Here is a 21,271-nt window from a genome sequence, read left to right as displayed (position 1 = left end):
ATAGTGTGATGCACAAAGAAACGTCAAGACGTACAGCCTGACCCCGACTTGCCCTCCGCTTTAAGCCGATTTTCCTTCAAGCCCGAGTCCGATTGCAATACCGATTGCAATACATTTGTCCTCTTTGTTTCAGGAGTCCTAATGTATCCATTTATCAATTATTCTGTCTATTTCACCATCTTCGCGCATTGATCTGATTGTGTCGTCGAAGGTTGGAATGATTTTCAGGTATTGCGAATCTTTTCGAATAAGAAGATGAAAGCTGACGTCAGGGATGGGCGCGTCAAACGCAATGACATTGTCGTAGATCAGGCCAGATTCCCCATCTTTTTTTCTTATATTTTTTATTGTATACGACACCATGGTTTCATCCTGCAAAAACACATCCCCTCTATGTAAGGCTATCATTTTACACACCGAAGTGAGATTTGGTGCCCATTCAACGCCATATTCGGCAAGATGCTTTTCTGCCCATCCGTCACCGATATAGTCAATTATTTTCAATCCCTTGAGATCTGACAAAGCTCGAATCGATTTGATTTTTTCAATGTTCGGATTGTCCCGCTGGGTAAATATTTTATATTTCATTACCAATACCGGTTCCCGGCTCGGCACCAGATATTGAAGCCGGGAGGGTGTGGGGGTAGTAATCAGCGCGTCAGCCTGTTTCGTTTCCACAACCATCTGAGCTCTTTTCCAAGGAAATACTTCGTGTTTCAGAGCAATGCCCATGCGCCTGAAGGCAATTTCGCAAATGTCGTAAAAAATTCCGGCAGGTCTTTTACCCGGTTTTCCAAAAATATAGGGGGCCGAATCTATATCGTCTGCAATAAAGAAGGGTTCTTCCTCACAAGAGGCTGGAGTAAGGTAAGCAAACAATACAAACACGCTAATCGTGCAGATTCTCGCTACCAATCTTTTCAATTAAAGACCTCCTTCTCTCTCAGGCTGAGTTTATCGATATGTCCAGAAGAAACACCTTATGAAAACTATTCCAACGGTCCTCTTCTTGGTTGGGTGCCCCTGCAGGATGGTCGGTTTATCTCCATTGGAGTACCTTCACGTTCAACCTCGGCAAGCTTCAATATGGCTATGTTGACTTGGTCCGGACCGGTTCCGGTATTTCCGTAGAATGTGAATATGTCACACCTGTTCCCATTTGTTGTCAAAGCTGCTTATGTACATCTTAAAAACAACAATTTGCTCGAAGGCGGTCATTAACAGGGTCACAGCAACTCCTATGAAAAACATCAAGATATTGAAGAGTTCAAAATTTGCGTTGGAAGTCGATGCAACCTCTACGAGAGTTGTAGCAATATAAAACATCAGTACCACTGTAACAATTTTTGATACTTGTCCTTTTGTACTGCTGAAACTGCTTTTTATTGCGTCTACTGGTTTCTGACCTTCTAAGATAAGGTGAAAGGGGGCAAATGTTGATCGTAATGAAACGTATATACCAAGAACGAGTAATGGCAACGTGAGAAACTGGAGAGGTGTTGGAGTGAACATGGTGGCAAAACCAGCTATTAATGGAGAATTGGCGACAAGCAATGTGACCATTAAAGGAGGCGTATAGACCAGCCCATTAATAAGATTTGATTTGATCGACTGTAGCTTTTCTTGGTATGCCTGAGACATGAAGAAAACCAACGAAGACATATACGCGGCAAAACCAATGAGATATACAATCAGTCCAATAACCGAAATATATCCGATCCTGTTTTCAGCTGGCTGAGTAATAAAATATGAAGGAAATGCAAGTAGTATGAATGGAACGGAAAGTAAGGCAACATATTGAAAATTGTCGCGAAAAATTTGCGCTGCGAATGTGAATATTTCTTTCATTTTTTTCTAGAGGTGAATGTGAAATTCACTGGTTATCCCGTTTTTTTTAAGATTTTTATGTGGCAAAAACACTGTGCTGGATTTTTCCGATCCGATTCTTAAGAAAGGTTCCGTTCTGCTCTAGACCCTTTTGGGTAGTTTTAAAGTCAACATACATCCAACCAGCTTTTCCAGGTACATAGATATTTTTACTATGGAGAACTGCAAGCAACGTGGAGAGTTCTGTGGGCCGTGCTGTTTTTGGTCCCGCAGCAACGACTTGTTGTGTAACCTTTTTTATTTCATCAAGAGCGAAATTGTTTCGATAATACTTTCTCTTGCGGCAGTAATTGCAGCAACTGTGGCAATAATAGCGGCCCATTTGGCCCAGCGCGCTTGTTTGCGAGCCTCAGCTAGATCCCCAGAGGCAATTCGATTGGCTTCTTTAGAGATAGATAAGGCTCTTTCCGAAATTGCTAGTGTTCGTTCTTCACGGGCATCTCTTCTAGATGCAGCTTCTTCTTCACGATTGTCTCGTAATTCTGAAAGCCAAGCTCTTGCGGCTGGACCAACCTCGTCAGTACGAGATTCTGCCAAGAATCTTACATGAGATACTTTGAATTTCTCAAAGGCTTCCCGGTGGGGAATGTCTCTATTTTCAATCATCGTAAAAGAGCCTGTTTTTAAGTCTATTTAAATCAGCTTTTGAATGCCATCATCAAAGTAGCAATGGCTCCAACGGATGTTGCAATGGCTAAAACTATGTTAAGCCCAAATACTCTTTTGCTTAGTTTGTCGTTTGATTCAGCACTCTCTTTCATTGACAATTTAAGATTTTCAAGAGATTCGCAAATTTCGCTAGATAATTTGGCCGCCAACTCCGCTTTCGCTCTTTCGTGTTGTGTTCCATTCTGTGTTGCATGTGGAGCAGCAAAATCATCAATTAAAGTTTTTAAATCTCTAAACTGTTGCTTCACAATTCCTCCACATTTTATTTTTTAAACACAACAGTGATTGTCTAGTTTTCCAGCTATCTCAATATTTCAGCCTGTCTTGGCAAGTCATAATTGCCATGGGAAGGCCACTTCTACCTGGTTAACCTGTGTTGTTGTGGTGTTATCTGGAAGCCAGCTACCATCTCATTGTTCGATTTGTCTCTATCAATGCCTTTGAACCTTGCCTCTCTAAAGTCGATATCTTTTCAATATATTCTGACTAAAAAAGTCAAGATATCTAATGCGCCCCGTCTGTTTTATCCGTCTCTTTGGTCGTGTCGTCTATGCTGAGAGGGAGTTCGACGACAAAAACGGCTCCGGGACCTGCATTGTCACAGGCCAGTAATTCCTTGGTGAGATAATCTTCAGGTACTGGACTAAGGGCTGAGATTTTACCCCCGTGGTCTTTGATAATTCCAAACGAGACGGAGAGACCCAGCCCCGTACCCTTGCCGACCTGTTTGGTCGTAAAGAATGGATCAAAAATGATGTTCAGATGTTGTTGTGCAATGCCCTTGCCGCTGTCTGCAACGCTGACAATAATCTTTTGTTCACTTGCTACCAGTCTGGTCTGAACCTGTATTACCCCATCCTGCTCAATCACGTCTGCTGCGTTATTCATCAGGTTCAGCCATACCTGTTTGAGCCTTTCCTGGTCGCCCGGTAGAAGTGGGATGTTTGTATCTAAGGTTGAGATGATTTTTATCCGGTTCATAAAAAATGCATGTTCAACCAGTCTGATGACTTCCTGGACAGATTTATTGATATCTATGGTTCCAACGACTTCCACGGAGCTTCTGGAAAAACCAAGAAGGTCTGCGACAATTTTCCGGCAGACCTTGGTCTGCTTCTCGATGATTCTCATGCCCTCAAGGAGCTCTTCATCTTCAATGTCGTCCATCATCAGCTGGGAGTAGCCTAAAATAATGCCCAAAGGGGTATTAATTTCGTGGGCAACGCCTCCGGCAAGGCGGCCAAGATCTTCCATCTTCTGGGATTGGATAAGTTGTTCCTGGAATTTTTTGATCATGGAAATATCCCTGGAAGTGAGAAGAAGACCCATAATACTTCCGTCCTGATCATAAACAGGGACCTTGACCACATGAAACCACTTCTGTTCGTTGGCTCGTTTGAAGGTGATCTGTTTGGCCAGGGGCACCCCTGTTGCAAGGATCTGCTTGTTCTCATCAGTGTTAATCTGGGCCTGTTGCTGGGTGAAAATGTCCCAATCTGTTTTACCGATGATCTCTTTTTCATCCATATTGAAATAATTGCAAAAGGCTTTACCGGCAAAGGTATACTTGAGATTCGTGTCCTGCAGGGTGACGAAGTCGGGAGTACCATTCATAATGCTTTTCAGCAGGCCCTCCTGCCGGGCGATGGTTTTTTCCCGTTCGGTGAGCTCTTCGATGTCGTTTTTGACGGTCACCGCCATTGCATCAAAGGCCTCGGCAAGGTCCTGGAGTTCGTCACCAAAGTTATGCTTAAAGACTGGGCATTGCCGACAGTTTTCCATCTTGAAAGGATATTGTTTATCACCGCAATTGGGGCACATGGTTCCCGCAAGATACCAGCAGCGCCTTTGGACATCGCCGTAGGCCGGGCAATCTGTGTGGTTGCATTGCATGATTTGCCAACAATATTTTTCCAGTGGAAATCCTGCCTGAACATTGAGGTTGCCGCGAATAATTTCTCCTACAGATTTTCGCAGACGGTCAAGGCGAAGGGTTACGGTACGGGCAAACCAAAGCGCAAGAATGATCCCTAAACCAACGACTCCCATGGTGCTTAAAAGGCTGGTCAAACGTTGGCGGTTGATCTGGGTATCTATTTTCTTTCTCGATAATCCCAACCTGGCGAATCCCAGATTTTTCTCTCCCAGATGTACCTGGACATTAAAGTCGTACACCAGCCCCTGTTCGGTGGAGAGAAGAATTGGCTGGGGTTTCAGGTTATCAACATTGACGTTCAGAAGATCTGTCGGAAACCCTCCAGAAAAGGTGTGGGAGAGAATATTGGAGTTATCGTCGGTGAGAAAAATATAGATAATATCATCATACTGATTGTGGACATTATCGATGAGGTTTTTCATGTGCAGAAAATCCAGGGCCAGAATGGGTTCTGTCAGCTGAAAGGCCAGACTCGATGTGAGGGCCATACCTCTTTTTCTGCCTTCTTCCAGGAGGGCATTTGACGACATGGCCGACAGAATGAGTCCAACTCCCAGGCCGCAGAAGACGAGCATAAAGGTCATCCCCAGGATAAGCTTGGTCTTAAACCTCAGGCGATGAAAAAATCTCGACAGCGTATTAATCAAGATCCAGCCCCACTTTTTTGCTCAACTCCCGGATTCGATCAAAATCCCGGTCGTCTGAGGGCACAAAGCCGATGAATTTTGCGGCATCAAGAATCTGTCGGTGCTGCGGATTGTTTTTGTAATCGAGTGCGAGCATGGCATTCCTTATTTTGTCTGCGACCTCCTGGGAAAGCCTTGGGCTGTAGGCGTAGACCCAGCCCGGATACCAGCTTGAACTGGCAACCACTTTTATCTGGTCGATGTTGATTTTGTCTTTTACAACGTTCAGGGCGCCTTCGCGTATGGTACCGATGTCGTGGAGTCCGGCATATACACCTAAAATAACATTTTCCTGTCTCCCACCGGCAAAGGCCACTTCTCTGAAATCCTTTAACGGAATCTGGTGATCACTAAAAAGACCAAGGGGGAACAGATAGCCTCCGGCCGATGAAGGATCAACGGCGACCCATGATTTGCCACGACAATCTTCAATGGATTGAATTGCTGTATTATCTCTGCGGGCGATGATCTGGCCGCGGAACTCTGCACGTCCATCAGACTCGATGATTCTTGCCATGGCTTTAACGCCATAGCGGTTGGCCAGTTTGACGTAAATAAATGGGTTGGAAAATGATATATCAATCTTACCCTGGCCTACCATACTGATATAATTGTCAAAGGTGTCCGGAAATACCTGGCGGATGGGGAGGCCGGTTTGCTCAGAGAGGTATGCCACTAATCGATGGTGCCGTTGAAATGACTCTGTGTTGGAGTACTGTGGCAGGTACGCATAGGTTATTGCGGGGGCCTGCTGCCTGAAGGTGATTTCCTGACGTTTATCCAGGGAAACCTCGATCGGCTCCTCAGTCTCCGTACAGGCAAAGAGGAAAAGAGCGGGTAGAAGCAGTAAGAAGAGTGTCTTGATTCCAGGCATATGCGGCGGCCAGTGCCTTTTAAAACCCTGTTTTTCCAGAAGAGTATTCCCCGATGGAATTTGTCTCAACTGGGGTTGTTTTCTTTTGTCACACCAGATGAATGAGCAGAAAAATACCACGTTGTGACATGAAAAAGACTCCTGAATTCAACGAGTAAGGTATGTATACCAATATGTTGCTGGCATAACAATTCATTTCTGAGAAAACGGTTGTCTATTCTCTGCAGATGAAAAACACCTCCCTGGCCCTCCCAAGCTTATGGCTCGGATGGGCAGGAAGGTTGGAGATGCTGGACAGGTGCGCGGGACTGATTCGAGCTAAATTGGTCAGAGATTACGCGGAGTTTCTGCTCGCATTAATATTGCCGTACAAGGAGCGGTGAATTATTTTTTCATAAGACTGCAGATGTTCAGATTTTTGTTCAATCTTCTGAAAGGCATACTGCTGGATTGTGAGCAGGGGCAGGACAATATTTTCCCTGATTTTGATTGAACTGTGGGATATTGGTTCCTCTTCCATTAGATAGCTGTTTTGGGAAACGAGAAGCACCATCTGTTTTGACAGTTCAAATTCTTCATAGAGTATATTCCAGAAGTCTTTATATTCCTCATCTCTTTTTATATATGAGGTTAACTCAAAATAGCACTTTGACATGGACATCATGCTGTTGAGGATCAGGGCCTTGAAGAATGGCACCTGGCTGTATAATTCCTGCAATATTTCTATGCCGATATCATCGGTCACGACCTTCAGGGCCGTTCCAATACCAAAATAGCCAGGTACATTCTGTTTGAGCTGGCTCCATGAGCCCACAAAGGAAATTGCCCGCAAATCCTGCAGGGTAAGTTTTGCAGTTTGTCCTCTTTTGGCCGGCCTGGAGCCGATATTTGCCATACCGTAATATTTTAAGGTACTTTTGTTCTCGAGATAGGGGAGAAACTGTTTGTGATTTTTGAGCTCCACATACTTTTCGTAGCTCAGGTTCGCCAGTCTTTCTATAATCTCTCGTGATTTTTTATAGATATCGACCTCTTCACCGGATAATCCGTGTGACAGTCCGGCGGTCAATAATTGTTCACAGTTATGGATGAAATGGGCTCGGGTGCCGTACTGGCTGGTGATCGTCTGACCCTGGATGGTCAATTGAATGGCATGGTTGGCAATTCTCCGGCTCTGGGAGGCATAAAACCGGTGGGTTTTGCCGCCACCACGGGCAGGAGGTCCACCCCTGCCATCAAAAAAGATAACCTTGATCCCGTTGTGGTCGCACACAGCAGACAACACCTCTTTGGTTTTGAAGATAGACCAGTTGGCCTGGAGGTAGCCGCCATCCTTTGTTCCATCAGAAAATCCCAGCATGATATTTTGCCTGTCTCTGCGGGAACGGACATGGGATCTGTACTGAGGAATATCAAAGAGGTTCTGCATGATAGCTTCGGCGTGCTTCATGCCGTCCATTGACTCAAACAAAGGAACGATGTCCACGGGGATCTTTCCATCTTTCCAGCCACACCATCTGAGCAGGGCAAAAACAAAGAGTACAGAAAAAATATCTTCGGAATTGCTGATGATATAACGGTTACATCCAGCTTCTCCATTTTTTGTCTGTATGGACATTATCTGTTTGATGGTTGCTATGGTATCCTTGACGAGCTCATCTGTGAACTGGTCTGCACGGACCTCGAAATTTTCATGGACAAGAATTGCAATCAAATCTTGTTCTGACAGCTCGTCCAGATTGTTCCTGATGCGCTTTTCATGTTTCAGAATCGCGGTGATGACATTTTCATGCTCTCCATGATTCTGGCGTATATCCAGGGTTGCAAAATGTGTTTTGAAAATTTTTACCTTATCGATAAAGCTCTCAAGGTCTTTGAGGTATACTCCGTTGAAATTATCCCGTAATAAGTCTTTAACCCTGTTCAGTTGATCAAGGATCTCTTCTGCTGACAGCGTTTGCAAAGGATCGAACATGGTTACATAGAGCTGTCCTTTCAAGGTGGCAATATGATCTTCCACCTCTCTGAATGTCAGTTTCTGGGCCAGACCTTTCACTTCATGATAGTAACATTTCATCAATGTCATACGCAGTTCATCGGCTACCTGTGCAGTAATATCTGCAGTGACAAAAGGATTGCCGTCCCGGTCCCCGCCGGGCCAGAAGCCAAGCTGGATGAGCTCGGGATTGTCAAAATCACTGGTCGGTAAATGGTTTTTGACCCGGGCATATAAATCCCCTACAGCGTCATAATAGACACTGCGCAGGAAGTAGATGATGTTTTTGGCTTCATCGAGTGGAGTCGGTTTTCTCACATTCATAATCGATGTTAACCCCAACTGCTGCAGGGTCAGGTCAATTTCATCTATTTTATTTTCACGTACGAGAACCCGTAATTTTTCAATGATATCCAGAACTGAACGCGGGTAGAACTGGGTTGGATGGGCGGTGAAGACGATTCGGACACTGAAATCAGACATTTTCTCAATGAGAAAAGGTGTGATGTCTTTTATATCCGCAATTTCAATGCAAGTCGGGAAAGACATATGGTCGCCATCTTTGAGCAATTGTGCAAAGGCGGCATCTTCAGCGCTGTCAAAGAGGACCACCTGCCGTTCAACAAACTGGATGACCCGAAACATGAAATCGATTTTTTCTTTCTCTGAGACAAAACTTGTGTGGACCTTGAAAAATGTATCCAGTATTTCAAGTGGCTCTTTTCCCGATTCAAGTCCCTTTCTGCACTCATGATTGAGCAGAGGGATAAGAATGCCGATATTGGTGATCTTCTGAAACGGCAGGCTCAGAAACAGGCTGTTATAAATATTAAATTTATTGGTTACTGATTGGTTATACTCTATTTCTCTGGGGGATTTTTTCATGGGTGGTTCCATCCTTTTGTAAAAAGGGGAGGGGCAAGTTTCTCCATTACCGAGAAGGTGCTTTGTACACAGACTTCTTTCAAAGGGCACTGTCACAAGCTAAAGAACAGCACATACCTGGTAAAAGCTTGTCAGGAATTTCAGCTTTATTTGTGATGCAAATGTCCAGGTCTTTTAATATCCCGTCTTCTACATTGTACATCCAACCATGGATTGCCAGTTCCTGATTGAGTTTCCATGCTCCCTGGACAATTGTTGTCCGGCATACATTCACAACCTGTTCGATAACATTGAGCTCGCATAGACGGTCAAGTTTTTCTTTTTCCGTGTGGAAGCAATCAAGCTCGGTTTGATGAAAGCGTTGAACATCCTGGATATTTCTTAACCAGTTGTCAATCAAGCCGTTCTCTTTGTCTTCCCAGGCCGCTTTAACGCCACCGCAACCATAGTGTCCGCAAACGATAATATGCTTTATTTTAAGGACTTCCACACCGTATTGAATAACTGAAAGACAATTCAAATCGGTATGGGACACAATATTTGCAATATTTCGATGAACGAATACCTCCCCTGGAAGCATACCGCTGATTTGATTTGCCGGTACACGACTGTCCGAGCAACCAATCCAGAGATATTCAGGGTTTTGCTGTTCTGAGAGCTTTTTGAAAAAATCAGGATCAGCCGAGATTACATTTTTTGCCCATTCTTTGTTCTGGTCAAATATTTTTTTTAATGTCCGCATAGTCTAATCGTTATCTCATTGTGGTGGTTATGGTTCCAATACTCTTACCGGCGCATGGGAGAATCCGGAGTGAGTCCGTTGCGGAGTATGAGATCTACAGATGATACTCAAGATAAAACAACACCATTGGTAGAACACAAACAAGCAGCGTGATAGCAATCCCTGCCTTTCCTGCAATTATAAGATAACTTTTCCTGGGATTGCCAGGATTATAATAGACGTTAACAGCCCCACCCGGAAATCTTTCAATAGAAGACATCTGCTTTTCTAAAACAAACCTTGCATTGTGACTTGCGATAAACAGCCAGGGGGAAATTCTGGTTCCGGTATAGATCGTTCCCTGCACGGTGTAGGTATATAAGGCTGAAGAAGCATAATCCTGAGCTGAAAGAACCGGATCAGTGGGACCAAATTTTTCTACCTTAGCCTGCACCAGCTCCCCTTGAACATGAGGCCAGTATCTTGTTCGTACTTGAAATATCAATGAGTAGCTGCAGACAATAGATATGTACACGGCAGCCCAGAACCATATACCCTGTTTTTGCCCATGGAGGGCAAGCTGCAACATTTCCTCAGCGTAGGTGATCATTTCGAATGTTCATAATTGTGGTATTGACCGCCAGTGTGGATAGCTTAGGCAATGTCAGCCGGTTGTGGTATTCACGCTGGCAGGTCGAGTCTTGCCGGGGGATGTAGTTGCTGATTTGCCTGGGCATTATATATACAAGCGTAACATATGGCACCATGTCGAGTAAATAGCACGGTCTGTGTAACCAATACACGCAATGTACAATATTTTTCCCGTAGAATCATCTGCTCTTATCTGGTAACTACTTATAGATAATCGATAAATACCAGTTGTCTGAAGGTCAAGACAGATTTAATCAACATGCCTGAGCTATGAATACTACAACTTTTGTCTATCAGCCGATGCCACATTTTCTAAGGAAGCTCGATCAGGTCGAGGTGGTAGACCCCGTCGGTCATACTCGTATAAGTAAAGTCATTGATCGCCTGTTGGTGGATCCCGGTAATTCAGACGGTAAGATGCGAGGGCTTTATAATGGACGCTTTAAAAAGTACGTGGGCCGGAAAGATTACCGCCTGATCTATTACTGGTGTCATCTCTGTCGAAAAGAGAATAAGCGTCTGGAACAAAAATGCGATGGCTGTGACGAGCTGCCGGACAACAGCGTCATCTTTTTTGATCTTTACCACAAAAAAGATATGAAGAAGTTCAGGGAGTTCTAACAACTCTTTGCTGGCTGAGAAACGGAGGAACAGACAGGGCAGGGGATACTGCCACTGCTGTTGTCGCAGGTGATCATTCGGGTTTAAAAGTCTGTTCGCCAGACATTGAGTAACTTGAATGTAAGGAGGACTGCAGATGTGCTCAGCACGATAAAAAGTAATGCGAATATGTAATAACAGCCCCTGGCCAGCCTGATTTTCAGGCGACTGTAAAAACGCTGTTGACTCTCAGGTTGTGGTGGTACATGGGGGAAGGCAAAGAGCAAAATTAAACAGATGAGTGACCACAACAAGCCAACGATAGATGGTATGATATAAACCTCTGTATCTGCACTGTTTCCACTGAGCACCAGATAGGCAAACAGAACAATTGCAGCAACGGTAGTACAGAAAACCAAAGGTTTTAACCAGATGACTTTTCTTGAAAACGCACTTAAATAATCAATCATGCTGTAAAACCTTCCCTTTTGCATAGTTTCATCTTTCAACGTCCATATCCGTAGAGCGGAAAGCACGTCATCAGCTCATAGCCCACTGTTCGAATTATCATGTTCCTGAGCATGATAATCACAAAGTCTCCGTTGTACGATTTGCTGGCTCTTACCTGGTAGGAAGATAGCATTCATCCGCACTTTAATATGCGCCTGTCGTTGTCCATTTTCAAGCGTGGAAGTTTTTTACAATGACCAGTGTAAAGAAGCTCCTTTACAGCGGCTGCAAGAATGTCATTTTAAACGATATCTTGCGTATAAATCTCAAAGGTGTTAGTTTTATTTACTTTCAAATTCTCTTGGAATTGTCATTTGTTGCTCTCTTGACAGGAGGAGCTGCAAATGTGTGTCGTGTACTTATTTGAAAATTTTAAAAAAAATAATTAATTAAGTAAACTTAGCACCTTGAGTCATGTGATGTATCTATATCATTCAAAGAAATCCTAGAAGATGGCTTTTTCTCTATCTGAATGAGATTTTAATCCTTGCAGACAGAGATAGAAACCAGCCCAACTGAGCGTAATACTTTTAAAAAGTAAGATTTACCAAACCTCCATCGAGAGTTTCTCGCAGGTGTTATGTTTGGTCGCTCGAGTGTTAAATATATACCTGCTGACATGTCCGTCAGGGACAAAAGTAGGTAAAAATACAATGTCATAGCCTTTATTTGTGGCTACCTGCAAGTATATCAAAGGTGAAATGCACAAGTCAGCTGCTCGATCGCCCGGTAATACCGGGAAGGTCCCGTGGCTGATTAATTGTGCACCTGCAGGGGCGAGATAAGAGCTATCCTTGGCCCCTGAACTAAAGATAAGCAGCTCAGAGAACGTAGAGGATGTAATGATAACGTACGAATCTGTAACGAAGGTATACGGTAAGGGACTGAATACCGTTACCGCCCTGGACAATGTAAGCTTCACTATTCCCAAAGGTGAGGTTGTGGTGTTTCTCGGTCCCTCGGGTTGCGGCAAAACGACGACCCTTCGTCTTACCAACAGGCTGGAGACACTCACTCGAGGGGTGATCACCATAGAAGATCAGAATATCATGGATATTGATGTTGTCCAGCTCAGGCAGCGCCTGGGATATGTTATTCAGGCTATCGGCCTCTTTCCAAATAAAACCATAGCAGAAAATATTGCCGTTGTACCAAAACTTCTCCACTGGGATGAGGAACGTATCAGCAAGCGGGTTGATGAACTGCTTGAAATGACCAATCTGGATCCTGAGCTGTATCGGGACCGTTATCCGGCAGAACTTTCCGGTGGCCAGCAACAGCGGGTAGGCGTTGCTCGAGGACTCGCCGCAGACCCTAATATTCTGCTGATGGATGAGCCATTTGGTGCGATAGATCCCATAAACAGAGAAGAAATTCAGGATGAATTCCTGAAGCTGCAGACAAAGCTGAAAAAGACGGTGGCTTTTGTCTCTCACGATATACATGAAGCGATAAAGATGGGAGATCGTATTGCCATCTTTGAAAAGGGACGTCTGGTGCAGTACGACACTCCCGAGGTCATTCTGACGCAACCCAAAAACAAATTTGTCTCTGATTTCGTAGGTGCTGACAGGGCCCTGAAAGTCCTTGGACTGATGAGGGTCAGTGATATTATCAACCGAACACCCAAAAACATCATCCAGGGCGGCGACCGTTCTGCGGAGGCCTTACATTTTCTGAACACAAAGGATTCTCGCTACGGCATCGTGCTTGAACACAACAAACCGATTGGCTTTGTTACCCAGAAGTCTCTCAAGTATGAAGACGGTCCGGTTCGGGATGCGGTGGAACCATATCCCGTTTTCTTAAGGGAAAAAACACCACTCCGGGATGTCCTCTCCTCTATGCTTATGTACAGTACCCCAACGTTTTGCGTTGTGGACGACGACAAAAATTTTGCAGGGACGGTAACCTACAACGACATACAAAAAGCAGTAAAAGCCAGTTACGCAGACGAAACAGAAAATGTTGAACCTGTTGAAACCGAGGTAGCGTCATGAGTACCCTGCAGTTCATAATGGATAATCTCAACGAGGTTCTGTACCTCTCCTGGGAGCATATCTGGATTGTGGGAATAGCACTCCTGATAGCAACACCAATCGGGGTGGTTTTAGGTATCGTCATCACAAAGCACGAACAGTTCGCTTCCCGGGTCCTCAATGGTGCCAACATCCTTATGACCATTCCCTCACTCGCCCTTTTTGGTTTGATGCTCCCCATTCTTTCGATGGTTGATATGGGTCTTGGAAAAGTACCCGCTATTATAGCCCTGGTTCTCTACAGTCAGCTTCCCATCATCAGAAACACCTACACTGCCATAAAGAATGTCCCTCCCGCTCTGGTCGATGCAGCAAGGGGCATGGGCATGAGTAAGTGGAAACTTTTGAGAGAACTGGAAATTCCGCTGGCCATCCCGCTTATTATTGCGGGATTGAGAACGGCCGCTGTTATGAATATTGGCGTTGCAGCTATTGCCACCTACATCGGAGCAGGAGGCCTGGGAGTGTATATCCAGCAGGGGATAGCCCGCGTATATCCCGAGATGATAATGAGCGGTGCTATACTTGTTTCTCTTCTGGCGATAGTCGTAGACGGCGGGATGGCCCTGCTGGAAAGGGTTGCAACCCCAGAAGGCATCAAGGTGCAAAGGAAGCTTTCGCGATGAAGAGACTACTTACAAAATTATACAGACTTGTCATTGCGGTTATCATACTGATTGCTGGTGTAACGTTTGAACGAACGGGTCTTATCGAATTGCTCTCTGATCCATACGAGTATCCCGTTATCTTAGAATTACTCATCCAGCATGTGTACATAGTGGGTCTGAGTATGTTGATTGCCACGATCATTGGAATAACCGCAGGTATTGTGCTTACCAGGGCTCGGTTTCGCAAGTACGCCGGGATCTGCATGTATATCATTGGACTGGGGCAAACTATCCCTTCTCTTGCTGTTTTGGCACTGGCCATGAGTTTTCTGGGGATCGGTTTTAAGCCTGCAGTCTTTGCGCTGACTATCTACTCCATACTTCCCATTGCAAGAAATACTCTGGCAGGTATCACAGCGGTCCCGCCTGAACTCATAGACGCCGGAAAAGGTATGGGAATGACTCCGATGAAGATTCTCCTGGAAGTGGAGATACCAAATGCCATGGAGGTTATCCTCACGGGATTCCGGGTTGCCCTGATCATTAATATCGGTACAGCTGCGCTTGCCTATGTCATTGGGGCTGGAGGTTTGGGAGACCTCATCTTTACAGGAATAAGCCTTATGCAGACAGACAAACTGCTGGCTGGTGCTATTCCAGTGACACTCCTTGCACTTTTTGGCGATTTTCTGTCCGAGTTACTGGGACTGGTCTTGATCTCAAAGGGGCTGCGTCTTTCAAACAGATAAGCTGTAAGGATTCTGTTTTTTTTGATGATGGATCGAGGAAAAATGAATATTAACAGGGAATTGAATAATTCATGTAAAGTGTTTTGTTTACACCCGTAAACCTTAGCGCTCTCTGGTACAGACCAGGGAGCCTAAAAGGAGGTATGACATGAAAAAGCTATGTAAATGTGTTCTTCTATCGTCACTTATTTTGGCCGTATTTCTACCCGGCAGCGTTTTTGCGAGTGAAAAAAACCTCATCGTAGGTGGTAAAAACTATACCGAACAGCTTCTCCTTCCTGAGCTGGCCAGTATTCTTCTTGGGCAGGCAGGATTTAATGTCACACTCAAGACAGGGGTTGGTTCGGTTATCGCCAGAAAATCGCTGGAGAATGCTCAGTTCGATCTTTATTATGAATATACGGGCACCGCATACACCCTGTATTACGAGCAGAAAGATACAGCAACAATGACCGTTCCTGAAAAGGTTTATGAGTGGGTCAAAAAAGCCGACGCCGAAAAGGGGCTTGTCTGGCTCGATCCTGTCAAGTTCAATAACACCTATACCCTGATGATGAACAAGGCGGAAGCAGAAGAACTCGGAATCAAAAGTATTTCTGATCTAGGGGTTTACGTCACTGACAATCCTGACAAACTGATCTTTGCTCTTGATTCGGAGTTCTGGGAGAGGCCTGATGGGTTTAAGGGCATAATGGAGATGTACAATTTCAAGCTTCCTCCCAAGCAGGTCAAAAAAATGTCTGTTGGACTCACCTACCAGGCACTGAAGGAAGGACTGGTCAATTCTGCAATGGGTTTTGCAACCGATGGTAGAATCGCGGCTTTTGGTTTTGTGAACCTGGATGACGACAAATCCTTCTTCCCCGTATACAATCCTGTACCGGTTGTCAGAAAGGAAGTCCTTGATATGTATCCGGAGATTGTGACCATATTAAAACCCCTTGCCGATAACCTGACAACTGAAGAGATGCAGCAGCTCAATATGGCCGTAGACGTAGATCACAAGCCCGTTCACGATGTGGCCATGGACTGGCTGAAGAGTAAAGATCTGATTCAATAGCATTGGTAAGTGGTTCCGTCTATAAGGGGAGCTTTTGCTCCCTTTTTTTGTTGAGAATTTTTACTTTTTTTGTGCGGGAATCAGTGATGAAAGGGTGATCAGTATGGAAAATACCTGGGATACAACCCCTCAGCAGGATCGATTTGATCCAGAAGTTGGTGGGGAAGTAATGAAGGCTGTTGTCACCGCAGGCAATGGAGGATACTCCAAACTTCAGTGTCGTGTGGTAAGACTTCCGACCTTAGAGCCGGGTGAGGTTTTATTGCAGGTACTTGCTGCAGGAGTAAACAACACGGAAATAAATACGCGCATTGGCTGGTACTCTTCCTCGGTGACGAAAGCAACCGCAGAAGCTGCAACGGCAGAAGAACAGCCGTTAATAGAAAAAAATGACGGAGGGTGGAACGAGACAACACCTTTCCCGTTCATCCAGGGAACAGATTGTTGTGGTCGAATTGTGGCCGTTGCCAAGGGTGGTGATACAGGTAGCATTGGCTCACGTGTACTCGTGCGGGCCTGCATGCGGGCATCGGGGTTTGGTTCGATGGAAAATATCTGGATGGGATCTGATTTTGACGGAGCCTTTGCCCAGTTTGTCAAGGTTCCGGCTGGAGAGGTGTTCGCGGTCGACTGTGACTGGAGTGATGCCGAGCTTGGAGTTATTCCCTGTGCGTATGGTACCTCTGAAAATATGGTTCATCGTGGCGGGGTGCGCCAGGGAGAACATGTCTTGGTCGCAGGGGCATCTGGTGGTGTCGGTTCAGCGGTTGTACAGCTGGCAAAACGGCGGGGCGCCACTGTTACCGCGATTGCGGCGAAGGCGAAGATGGATCAGGTCCTTTCCCTTGGGGCGGACCGTGTTATCGACCGTCATGATGATGTCGTTGCAAGCCTTGGTGAAAATTCTGTTGATGTCGTTATCGATAACGTCGCAGGGCCAGGTTTCGGCCCTATGTTGCTGGCGTTAAAACGGGGAGGACGTTATGTGTCATCCGGGGCGATTGGAGGACCACTTGTGACGCTTGACATGCGCACCTTTTATCTGAAGGATCTGAAGTTGATCGGCTGCACGGCATGGGATGAACCGGTTTTCCCAAACCTTATTTCTTACATTGAGCGTGACGAGTTTTGGCCTCTTGTTGCTAAGGCATTTCCACTCGAACGCATAGCGGATGCACAACGCGAATTTCTCCTGAAAAAGCATGTTGGTAATTTTGTGTTGATTCCACCAGAGCCATAACAGGGGCCTCTATCCCCAGTTTACCGCAAATGCCTCCAAGGCCCGCCTGAAAAAATGGTGGAGAAACGGCAAAATCTGGCCATCAGTCTGATGGCCGCGTCTGGCTGAGACAGCGGAAATCGTAACCAGTAGGATTTTGGAAAATCCGTAAGTCAAATTCGGGGACAGCAGCCAGCAGGTGATCAAAGATATCCGCCTGTATAGCTTCGTAGTTAGCCCATGCCTGATCTTTTGAAAACACATAGATTTCTATGGGCAGACCGTTCTCGGTCGGGGCAAGCTGCCTGACCAGAAAAGTCATGTCTTGATGGAGATTGGGATTATTTCTCAGGTAGGCGATAATATAGGCTCGAAACACTCCGACGTTGGTCTGATGGCGGCCGCTGATGCCGGAGTTCTGATCGCAGTTATTCTTCTGGTTATATTCAATAATCTCTTGCTGCTTGTTTTTTATGTAATCTTCTATCAGTGGCATCCTGGAAAATTTGTCCAGCAACTGTTCGTCACAAAACCGGATCGAATGAATATCAATATTCAAGGCACGTTTTATTCGTCGGCCACCGGATTCGGACATCCCGCGCCAATTTTTAAATGAGTTGGAGACAAGGGCATAGGTGGGGATAGTCGAGATGGTTTTATCCCAGTTCTGAACCCGAATAGTATGGATGGACATATCAACAACATCCCCATCTGCACCATATTGTGGAATCTCTACCCAGTCACCGAGCTGGACCATGTCTGTTGAATTAATCTGCACTGAAGCAACAAAACCGAGAATCGAATCCTTGAAAACCAACATCGTTACGGCGGTGAGCCCGCCGAGGATCGAAAGAATACCCCATGGAGATTTTCCTGTAAAAATAGAGATAAGAAAAATAGCGCCGAGGATATAGGTGAGTATCTTGCCCGCATCGGTGTAGCCGCGAAGACTGGAACCTTTATTCTTTCTCACAATTCGATGGATATCGTTAGCCGAAGAGAGCAAAGCGGTCAGACTGAGAACGGAGACGACGACAAAGCAGGCGCTTATCAGTCTTTTTGCAGGAAGATAGCTTGCAGTCTCCGGATCAAGAAACATATCAATTGCCAGAGAAACGATAGTTACCGGTACAAACCAACTTATTTTAGTGAGGAGTTTATTTCCGGCCAGCGGATCATCCCATTTGTAATTATTTGACTGGATCCAGTTGGTAAGGAACTGTAACAAGGTTCTGCGTACAATCAGGGTTGCCAGAATTGCTGTGAGGCCAACAGCCAAAACAGTAAGCACGTACGCCAGCAGCTCGACTGTTGTGGCTGACAAATCGAGCTTTTCGAAAAAAGAAGTGAGCCAATTACTTTTCATCGGTTGATATCCTTACTGTATATGTAATATTAAGATTTTATTATTTATATTTTTATGAAGATGGAAAAAATACTGTCAATATACCTTAACCCGAAAAATTGATAACAGATAGAGACTGCTTTTTGTAGAATTTCTCGCCTGCACCTTCATATTTTGTTCATCCCACCAGCTTTTTAAAGCTGCAATTCCTTATTTTTGTTGAGACCACTGCTGCTCACTCCCTTTCCCATCTGTTCTTTGAAAAGTCACATCATATTTGGTGCACATTTTAGGATTATTTATAGAGCACTGGGTAAAAATAAATTTTGACAATTAACAATATCCAAATGCTGCGGACTGAGTTTAACTATTCATAATTACGAAGAAATTATGGAAAGTTGCAAACAGAGAACGTTGAATAGGATTGTAGCCCGGACAATCCGACCTCCGCTGCTTATCTCAAGGGTAAAGAATACAATGAACCAGGATAATTTTACGAAATATCAGCTCATCCGATGTCAGTCTCGGTACCTTTTTTACGGGGATAGATACATGAAAAACATTATACACCGCCTGTTGGCCGTCGTACTTATACTTCTTGTCTTTACCTGTAGTTTAGCTCGTGCAGAGGATCTTTGGGAACTGGATCAGAAGAGAAATCAACTGATCGGCTATATGCTTGAAAATGCGCTGCCTGCAGCACATTATACCCATAAAAAGATGGATGAAACCCTCTCTGTAGCGGTCTTTAATCTCTATCTGAAACAACTGGACTACCAGAAAAGGTTTTTACTCAGCAGTGACGTAGAAGTGCTACGTACTTTTGCCCCTGATATTGGGGCTAATCTGCAGCATGGTACCAGTGTTTTGCCTGAAACCGCCTACAATATAATGCAGGAGCGTATTGCCCAGGTTGAAAGGCTGGTAGATGAGATAATGGCCACCAGTTTTAATGTGACGATTGATGAGGTCTACGAGACCGACCCTGAAAAAATGGATTATGCCAAGGATCTGCCAGAATTAAAAGATCGGTGGCGTAAGATAATGAAAGAGCAGGTAATTTATAAACGCCTTGAGCTGGAGGAGGACCAGAAAACAGAAAAAGTGAAATCTTCAGATGCAGAATTATGGGACAAGGCAACAGCAAAAGAGGGTCAGATCTTCAAAGACTTCTTTGTTCGACTGCATCAGGAGAAACTTCAGGATCATTATGATCGTTTTTTTAATGCAATTGCCAGAGCCTATGGGCCACATACGGATTATTTCCCTCCTGAACTCAGAGAACAGTTTGATATTGAGATGCGTGGTAACCTGGAAGGGGTCGGGGCCATTCTTCGCGATGAAAACGGCTTTAATAAAGTGGTGAGTCTCGTCCCGGGAGGGCCCGCAGCCAAACAGGGTATGCTGCAGGCCGAAGATATCCTCCTGCAGATCGCTGAAAATGGGGCGAATCCTGTTGATATCAGTGGTATGCGTCCAAATGATGCCGCGCAGCTGATCCGTGGACCCAAGGGAACCAAGATCCTTTTAACGGTAAAAAAACCCGACGGCACGAAAAAGGTTATTCCGATAACCAGAGATGTGGTTGAGATAGAAGAAACCTTTGTAAAAAGTTCGCTGCTGGATGCACCGGATGGCGGGAAAATCGGATATATCATGATTCCAAGCTTTTACCGTGACTTTGAAAAGACCAATAACGGCGAAGATGCAAGAAATGCAACAGATGATACCCGTACAGCGATCAGAGAGGTAACGAAGAGCAATCCCGAAGGGATGATTCTTGATCTGCGTAATGATGGTGGGGGGTCGTTGATTGATGCTGTTGATATTACCGGAATGTTCATCAAGTCCGGGCCTGTTGTCCAGGTAAAAGACAGTAGTGGCCAGGTCCATGTCTTGAGTGATGATAATGACAATATTGAATACAGTGGTCCACTTGTTGTTTTGGTGAACAAGTTTTCCGCCTCGGCATCCGAGGTTGTAGCCGCGGCGCTGCAGGATTACAAACGGGCTATCATCGTCGGGGACGATTTTACCTACGGGAAGGGGACAGTGCAGAACATCATTAATCTAAACAATAATCTGCGCCCGGAAGCGTTAGCAGAATTCGGTGATCTCGGGGTGCTCAAATTGACCACCCAGAAATTTTACCGTATCAGCGGCGGTTCTACCCAAAACAGAGGTTTTGCGCCAGATGTTGTCTTGCCGAGCCTCTTTCATCATCTGCAATCAGGTGAAAAGTATCTCGATTACTCTCTTGCCTGGGATCAGATCGGACCTGCCGATTACGTGACATTTTCTGGAGTACCCTATAACATCGATATAGTTCGAACAATGAGTGAAAAGAGGGTTGGCCAGGACCCAGACTTTCAGGCGATTGCAAAAGAGGCAAAACTTGCAAAGGAACGGGGGATGCAGACTGCAGTCTCCCTGAATGTGGCGGATGTACGAGAACGAATGGAAGTGGAACGTAAAGAAAAAACGAGCCTCAGTGGTCAGTTGCGAAGCTCCCAGGCAGGGCAGTATGGTAGTGATCTGTTGTCCGGCGCAGGTGGAAAAGATCTGGATAAAGATCATTCTTTCAGTTGGCAGGCAGAACTCCAAAAGGATCCATACGTACGGGAATCAATAAATATCCTGGTTGATATCTAAAGCCAAGGCGCCTCAGGGGGACTTTCCACCTTTGCTACAGCTGAGATGAACGTTTTCTGGTTCATTTAAAGTCGAGGTTTTGCTGATGGGGATTAGAGCTTTTAGACAGAGTGGTTTCCTGAAACAAACAGGAAGCCACTCTGGGAGCAGCTAGAATTTGTGAGGTTTCTATGTGTGTGCTTGC

19 protein-coding genes are annotated in these 21,271 nt (G+C 45.1%); 8 read left to right on the top strand and 11 right to left on the bottom strand.

All coding sequences use genetic code 11. The annotated features are described in order from the left end of the window. Positions 1–138: 138 nt before the first annotated feature. Positions 139–768: an ABC transporter substrate-binding protein gene (locus tag FCL48_RS18695; protein WP_240744890.1), complete on the bottom strand. Its 630-nt coding sequence runs from the start codon at positions 766–768 to the stop codon at positions 139–141. On the opposite strand from FCL48_RS18695, the gene FCL48_RS25530 reads away from it, so the two are divergent. Then, the gene (locus tag FCL48_RS25530; RefSeq protein ID WP_240744891.1) at positions 712–1,131 is read left to right on the top strand and encodes a hypothetical protein; all 420 of its coding nucleotides are present in this window, start codon (positions 712–714) and stop codon (positions 1,129–1,131) included. The genes FCL48_RS18695 and FCL48_RS25530 overlap by 57 nt on opposite strands. 12 nt (positions 1,132–1,143) lie before the next feature. On the opposite strand, the gene FCL48_RS18690 is transcribed toward FCL48_RS25530, so the two are convergent. The 8 genes from FCL48_RS18690 to FCL48_RS18655 form a co-directional block, all read right to left on the bottom strand. Then, entirely contained in the window at positions 1,144–1,848 is a 705-nt protein-coding gene (locus tag FCL48_RS18690; protein ID WP_136874454.1) for a hypothetical protein, read from the bottom strand. Positions 1,849–2,124: 276 nt separating this feature from the next. Beyond that, positions 2,125–2,493: a hypothetical protein gene (locus tag FCL48_RS18685; RefSeq protein WP_136874453.1), complete on the bottom strand. Its 369-nt coding sequence runs from the start codon at positions 2,491–2,493 to the stop codon at positions 2,125–2,127. A 32-nt stretch (positions 2,494–2,525) separates the two neighbouring features. Further along, positions 2,526–2,804, bottom strand: coding sequence for a hypothetical protein (locus tag FCL48_RS18680; protein ID WP_136874451.1), 279 nt, complete (start codon positions 2,802–2,804; stop codon positions 2,526–2,528). 256 nt (positions 2,805–3,060) lie between these two features. Then, a complete protein-coding gene (locus FCL48_RS18675) occupies positions 3,061–5,139 on the bottom strand; it encodes a nitrogen regulation protein NR(II) (protein WP_205747761.1) in 2,079 nt (692 codons plus the stop codon). Beyond that, a complete protein-coding gene (locus FCL48_RS18670; protein WP_136874449.1) occupies positions 5,132–6,052 on the bottom strand; it encodes a phosphate/phosphite/phosphonate ABC transporter substrate-binding protein in 921 nt (306 codons plus the stop codon). Before FCL48_RS18670 ends, FCL48_RS18675 begins: the two co-directional genes overlap by 8 nt. 334 nt (positions 6,053–6,386) lie before the next feature. Continuing rightward, positions 6,387–8,933 (bottom strand): phosphoenolpyruvate carboxylase, encoded by a 2,547-nt coding sequence (locus tag FCL48_RS18665; RefSeq protein ID WP_136874447.1) that lies wholly within the window; start codon positions 8,931–8,933, stop codon positions 6,387–6,389. Between the two features lie 79 nt (positions 8,934–9,012). Then, positions 9,013–9,675 carry a carbonate dehydratase gene (gene can / locus FCL48_RS18660; protein WP_136874445.1) on the bottom strand — a complete coding sequence of 221 codons (663 nt, stop codon included), beginning with the start codon at positions 9,673–9,675 and terminating at the stop codon, positions 9,013–9,015. 94 nt (positions 9,676–9,769) lie between these two features. Continuing rightward, positions 9,770–10,264, bottom strand: a complete 495-nt coding sequence (locus tag FCL48_RS18655; RefSeq protein ID WP_136874443.1) for a DUF3592 domain-containing protein — start codon at positions 10,262–10,264, stop codon at positions 9,770–9,772. 311 nt (positions 10,265–10,575) lie between these two features. Here FCL48_RS18655 and FCL48_RS18650 point away from each other — a divergent pair, with 311 nt between their 5' ends. Beyond that, positions 10,576–10,926 (top strand): type II toxin-antitoxin system RelE/ParE family toxin, encoded by a 351-nt coding sequence (locus FCL48_RS18650; RefSeq protein ID WP_205747760.1) that lies wholly within the window; start codon positions 10,576–10,578, stop codon positions 10,924–10,926. 83 nt (positions 10,927–11,009) lie between these two features. On the opposite strand, the gene FCL48_RS18645 is transcribed toward FCL48_RS18650, so the two are convergent. After that, a complete protein-coding gene (locus FCL48_RS18645) occupies positions 11,010–11,375 on the bottom strand; it encodes a hypothetical protein (protein WP_136874441.1) in 366 nt (121 codons plus the stop codon). Between the two features lie 882 nt (positions 11,376–12,257). On the opposite strand from FCL48_RS18645, the gene FCL48_RS18640 reads away from it, so the two are divergent. From FCL48_RS18640 to FCL48_RS18620, 5 genes are all read left to right on the top strand, one after another. Further along, positions 12,258–13,415, top strand: a complete 1,158-nt coding sequence (locus FCL48_RS18640) for an ABC transporter ATP-binding protein (protein WP_136874439.1) — start codon at positions 12,258–12,260, stop codon at positions 13,413–13,415. Continuing rightward, positions 13,412–14,080 (top strand): ABC transporter permease, encoded by a 669-nt coding sequence (locus tag FCL48_RS18635; protein WP_136874437.1) that lies wholly within the window; start codon positions 13,412–13,414, stop codon positions 14,078–14,080. The genes FCL48_RS18640 and FCL48_RS18635 overlap by 4 nt, the downstream gene beginning before the upstream one ends. Further along, complete coding sequence (locus FCL48_RS18630; protein ID WP_136874435.1) at positions 14,077–14,811, top strand: ABC transporter permease; 735 nt, start codon at positions 14,077–14,079, stop codon at positions 14,809–14,811. The genes FCL48_RS18635 and FCL48_RS18630 overlap by 4 nt, the downstream gene beginning before the upstream one ends. 148 nt (positions 14,812–14,959) lie before the next feature. Next, entirely contained in the window at positions 14,960–15,871 is a 912-nt protein-coding gene (locus FCL48_RS18625; protein ID WP_136874433.1) for a glycine betaine ABC transporter substrate-binding protein, read from the top strand. Positions 15,872–16,040: 169 nt separating this feature from the next. Next, positions 16,041–17,111, top strand: coding sequence for an alcohol dehydrogenase family protein (locus FCL48_RS18620; protein ID WP_371418685.1), 1,071 nt, complete (start codon positions 16,041–16,043; stop codon positions 17,109–17,111). A gap of 82 nt (positions 17,112–17,193) precedes the next feature. Here the strand turns inward: FCL48_RS18620 and FCL48_RS18615 are convergent, their stop codons facing one another. Beyond that, positions 17,194–18,456 (bottom strand): mechanosensitive ion channel family protein, encoded by a 1,263-nt coding sequence (locus FCL48_RS18615; protein ID WP_136874429.1) that lies wholly within the window; start codon positions 18,454–18,456, stop codon positions 17,194–17,196. Positions 18,457–18,987: 531 nt separating this feature from the next. Here FCL48_RS18615 and FCL48_RS18610 point away from each other — a divergent pair. Next, positions 18,988–21,087 (top strand): carboxy terminal-processing peptidase, encoded by a 2,100-nt coding sequence (locus FCL48_RS18610; protein ID WP_169309280.1) that lies wholly within the window; start codon positions 18,988–18,990, stop codon positions 21,085–21,087. Positions 21,088–21,271 lie beyond the last annotated feature (184 nt).

The sequence above is a fragment of the Desulforhopalus sp. IMCC35007 genome (assembly GCF_005116575.1).
Classification (GTDB): Bacteria; Desulfobacterota; Desulfobulbia; order Desulfobulbales; family Desulfocapsaceae; genus Desulforhopalus_A.
This window is presented reverse-complemented; position numbering and strand designations above follow the sequence as displayed.

Excerpts from the sequence above, each read along its gene's own strand:
- FCL48_RS18690 (WP_136874454.1), bottom strand. The coding sequence starts at position 1,848 with ATGAAAGAAATATTCACATTCGCAGCGCAAATTTTTCGCGACAATTTT.
- FCL48_RS18685 (WP_136874453.1), bottom strand. The coding sequence starts at position 2,493 with ATGATTGAAAATAGAGACATTCCCCACCGGGAAGCCTTTGAGAAATTC.
- FCL48_RS18670 (WP_136874449.1), bottom strand. The coding sequence starts at position 6,052 with ATGCCTGGAATCAAGACACTCTTCTTACTGCTTCTACCCGCTCTTTTC.
- FCL48_RS18665 (WP_136874447.1), bottom strand. The coding sequence starts at position 8,933 with ATGAAAAAATCCCCCAGAGAAATAGAGTATAACCAATCAGTAACCAAT.
- can (WP_136874445.1), bottom strand. The coding sequence starts at position 9,675 with ATGCGGACATTAAAAAAAATATTTGACCAGAACAAAGAATGGGCAAAA.
- FCL48_RS18655 (WP_136874443.1), bottom strand. The coding sequence starts at position 10,264 with ATGATCACCTACGCTGAGGAAATGTTGCAGCTTGCCCTCCATGGGCAA.
- FCL48_RS18650 (WP_205747760.1), top strand. The coding sequence starts at position 10,576 with ATGAATACTACAACTTTTGTCTATCAGCCGATGCCACATTTTCTAAGG.
- FCL48_RS18645 (WP_136874441.1), bottom strand. The coding sequence starts at position 11,375 with ATGATTGATTATTTAAGTGCGTTTTCAAGAAAAGTCATCTGGTTAAAA.
- FCL48_RS18640 (WP_136874439.1), top strand. The coding sequence starts at position 12,258 with ATGATAACGTACGAATCTGTAACGAAGGTATACGGTAAGGGACTGAAT.
- FCL48_RS18635 (WP_136874437.1), top strand. The coding sequence starts at position 13,412 with ATGAGTACCCTGCAGTTCATAATGGATAATCTCAACGAGGTTCTGTAC.
- FCL48_RS18630 (WP_136874435.1), top strand. The coding sequence starts at position 14,077 with ATGAAGAGACTACTTACAAAATTATACAGACTTGTCATTGCGGTTATC.
- FCL48_RS18625 (WP_136874433.1), top strand. The coding sequence starts at position 14,960 with ATGAAAAAGCTATGTAAATGTGTTCTTCTATCGTCACTTATTTTGGCC.
- FCL48_RS18620 (WP_371418685.1), top strand. The coding sequence starts at position 16,041 with ATGAAGGCTGTTGTCACCGCAGGCAATGGAGGATACTCCAAACTTCAG.
- FCL48_RS18615 (WP_136874429.1), bottom strand. The coding sequence starts at position 18,456 with ATGAAAAGTAATTGGCTCACTTCTTTTTTCGAAAAGCTCGATTTGTCA.
- FCL48_RS18610 (WP_169309280.1), top strand. The coding sequence starts at position 18,988 with ATGAAAAACATTATACACCGCCTGTTGGCCGTCGTACTTATACTTCTT.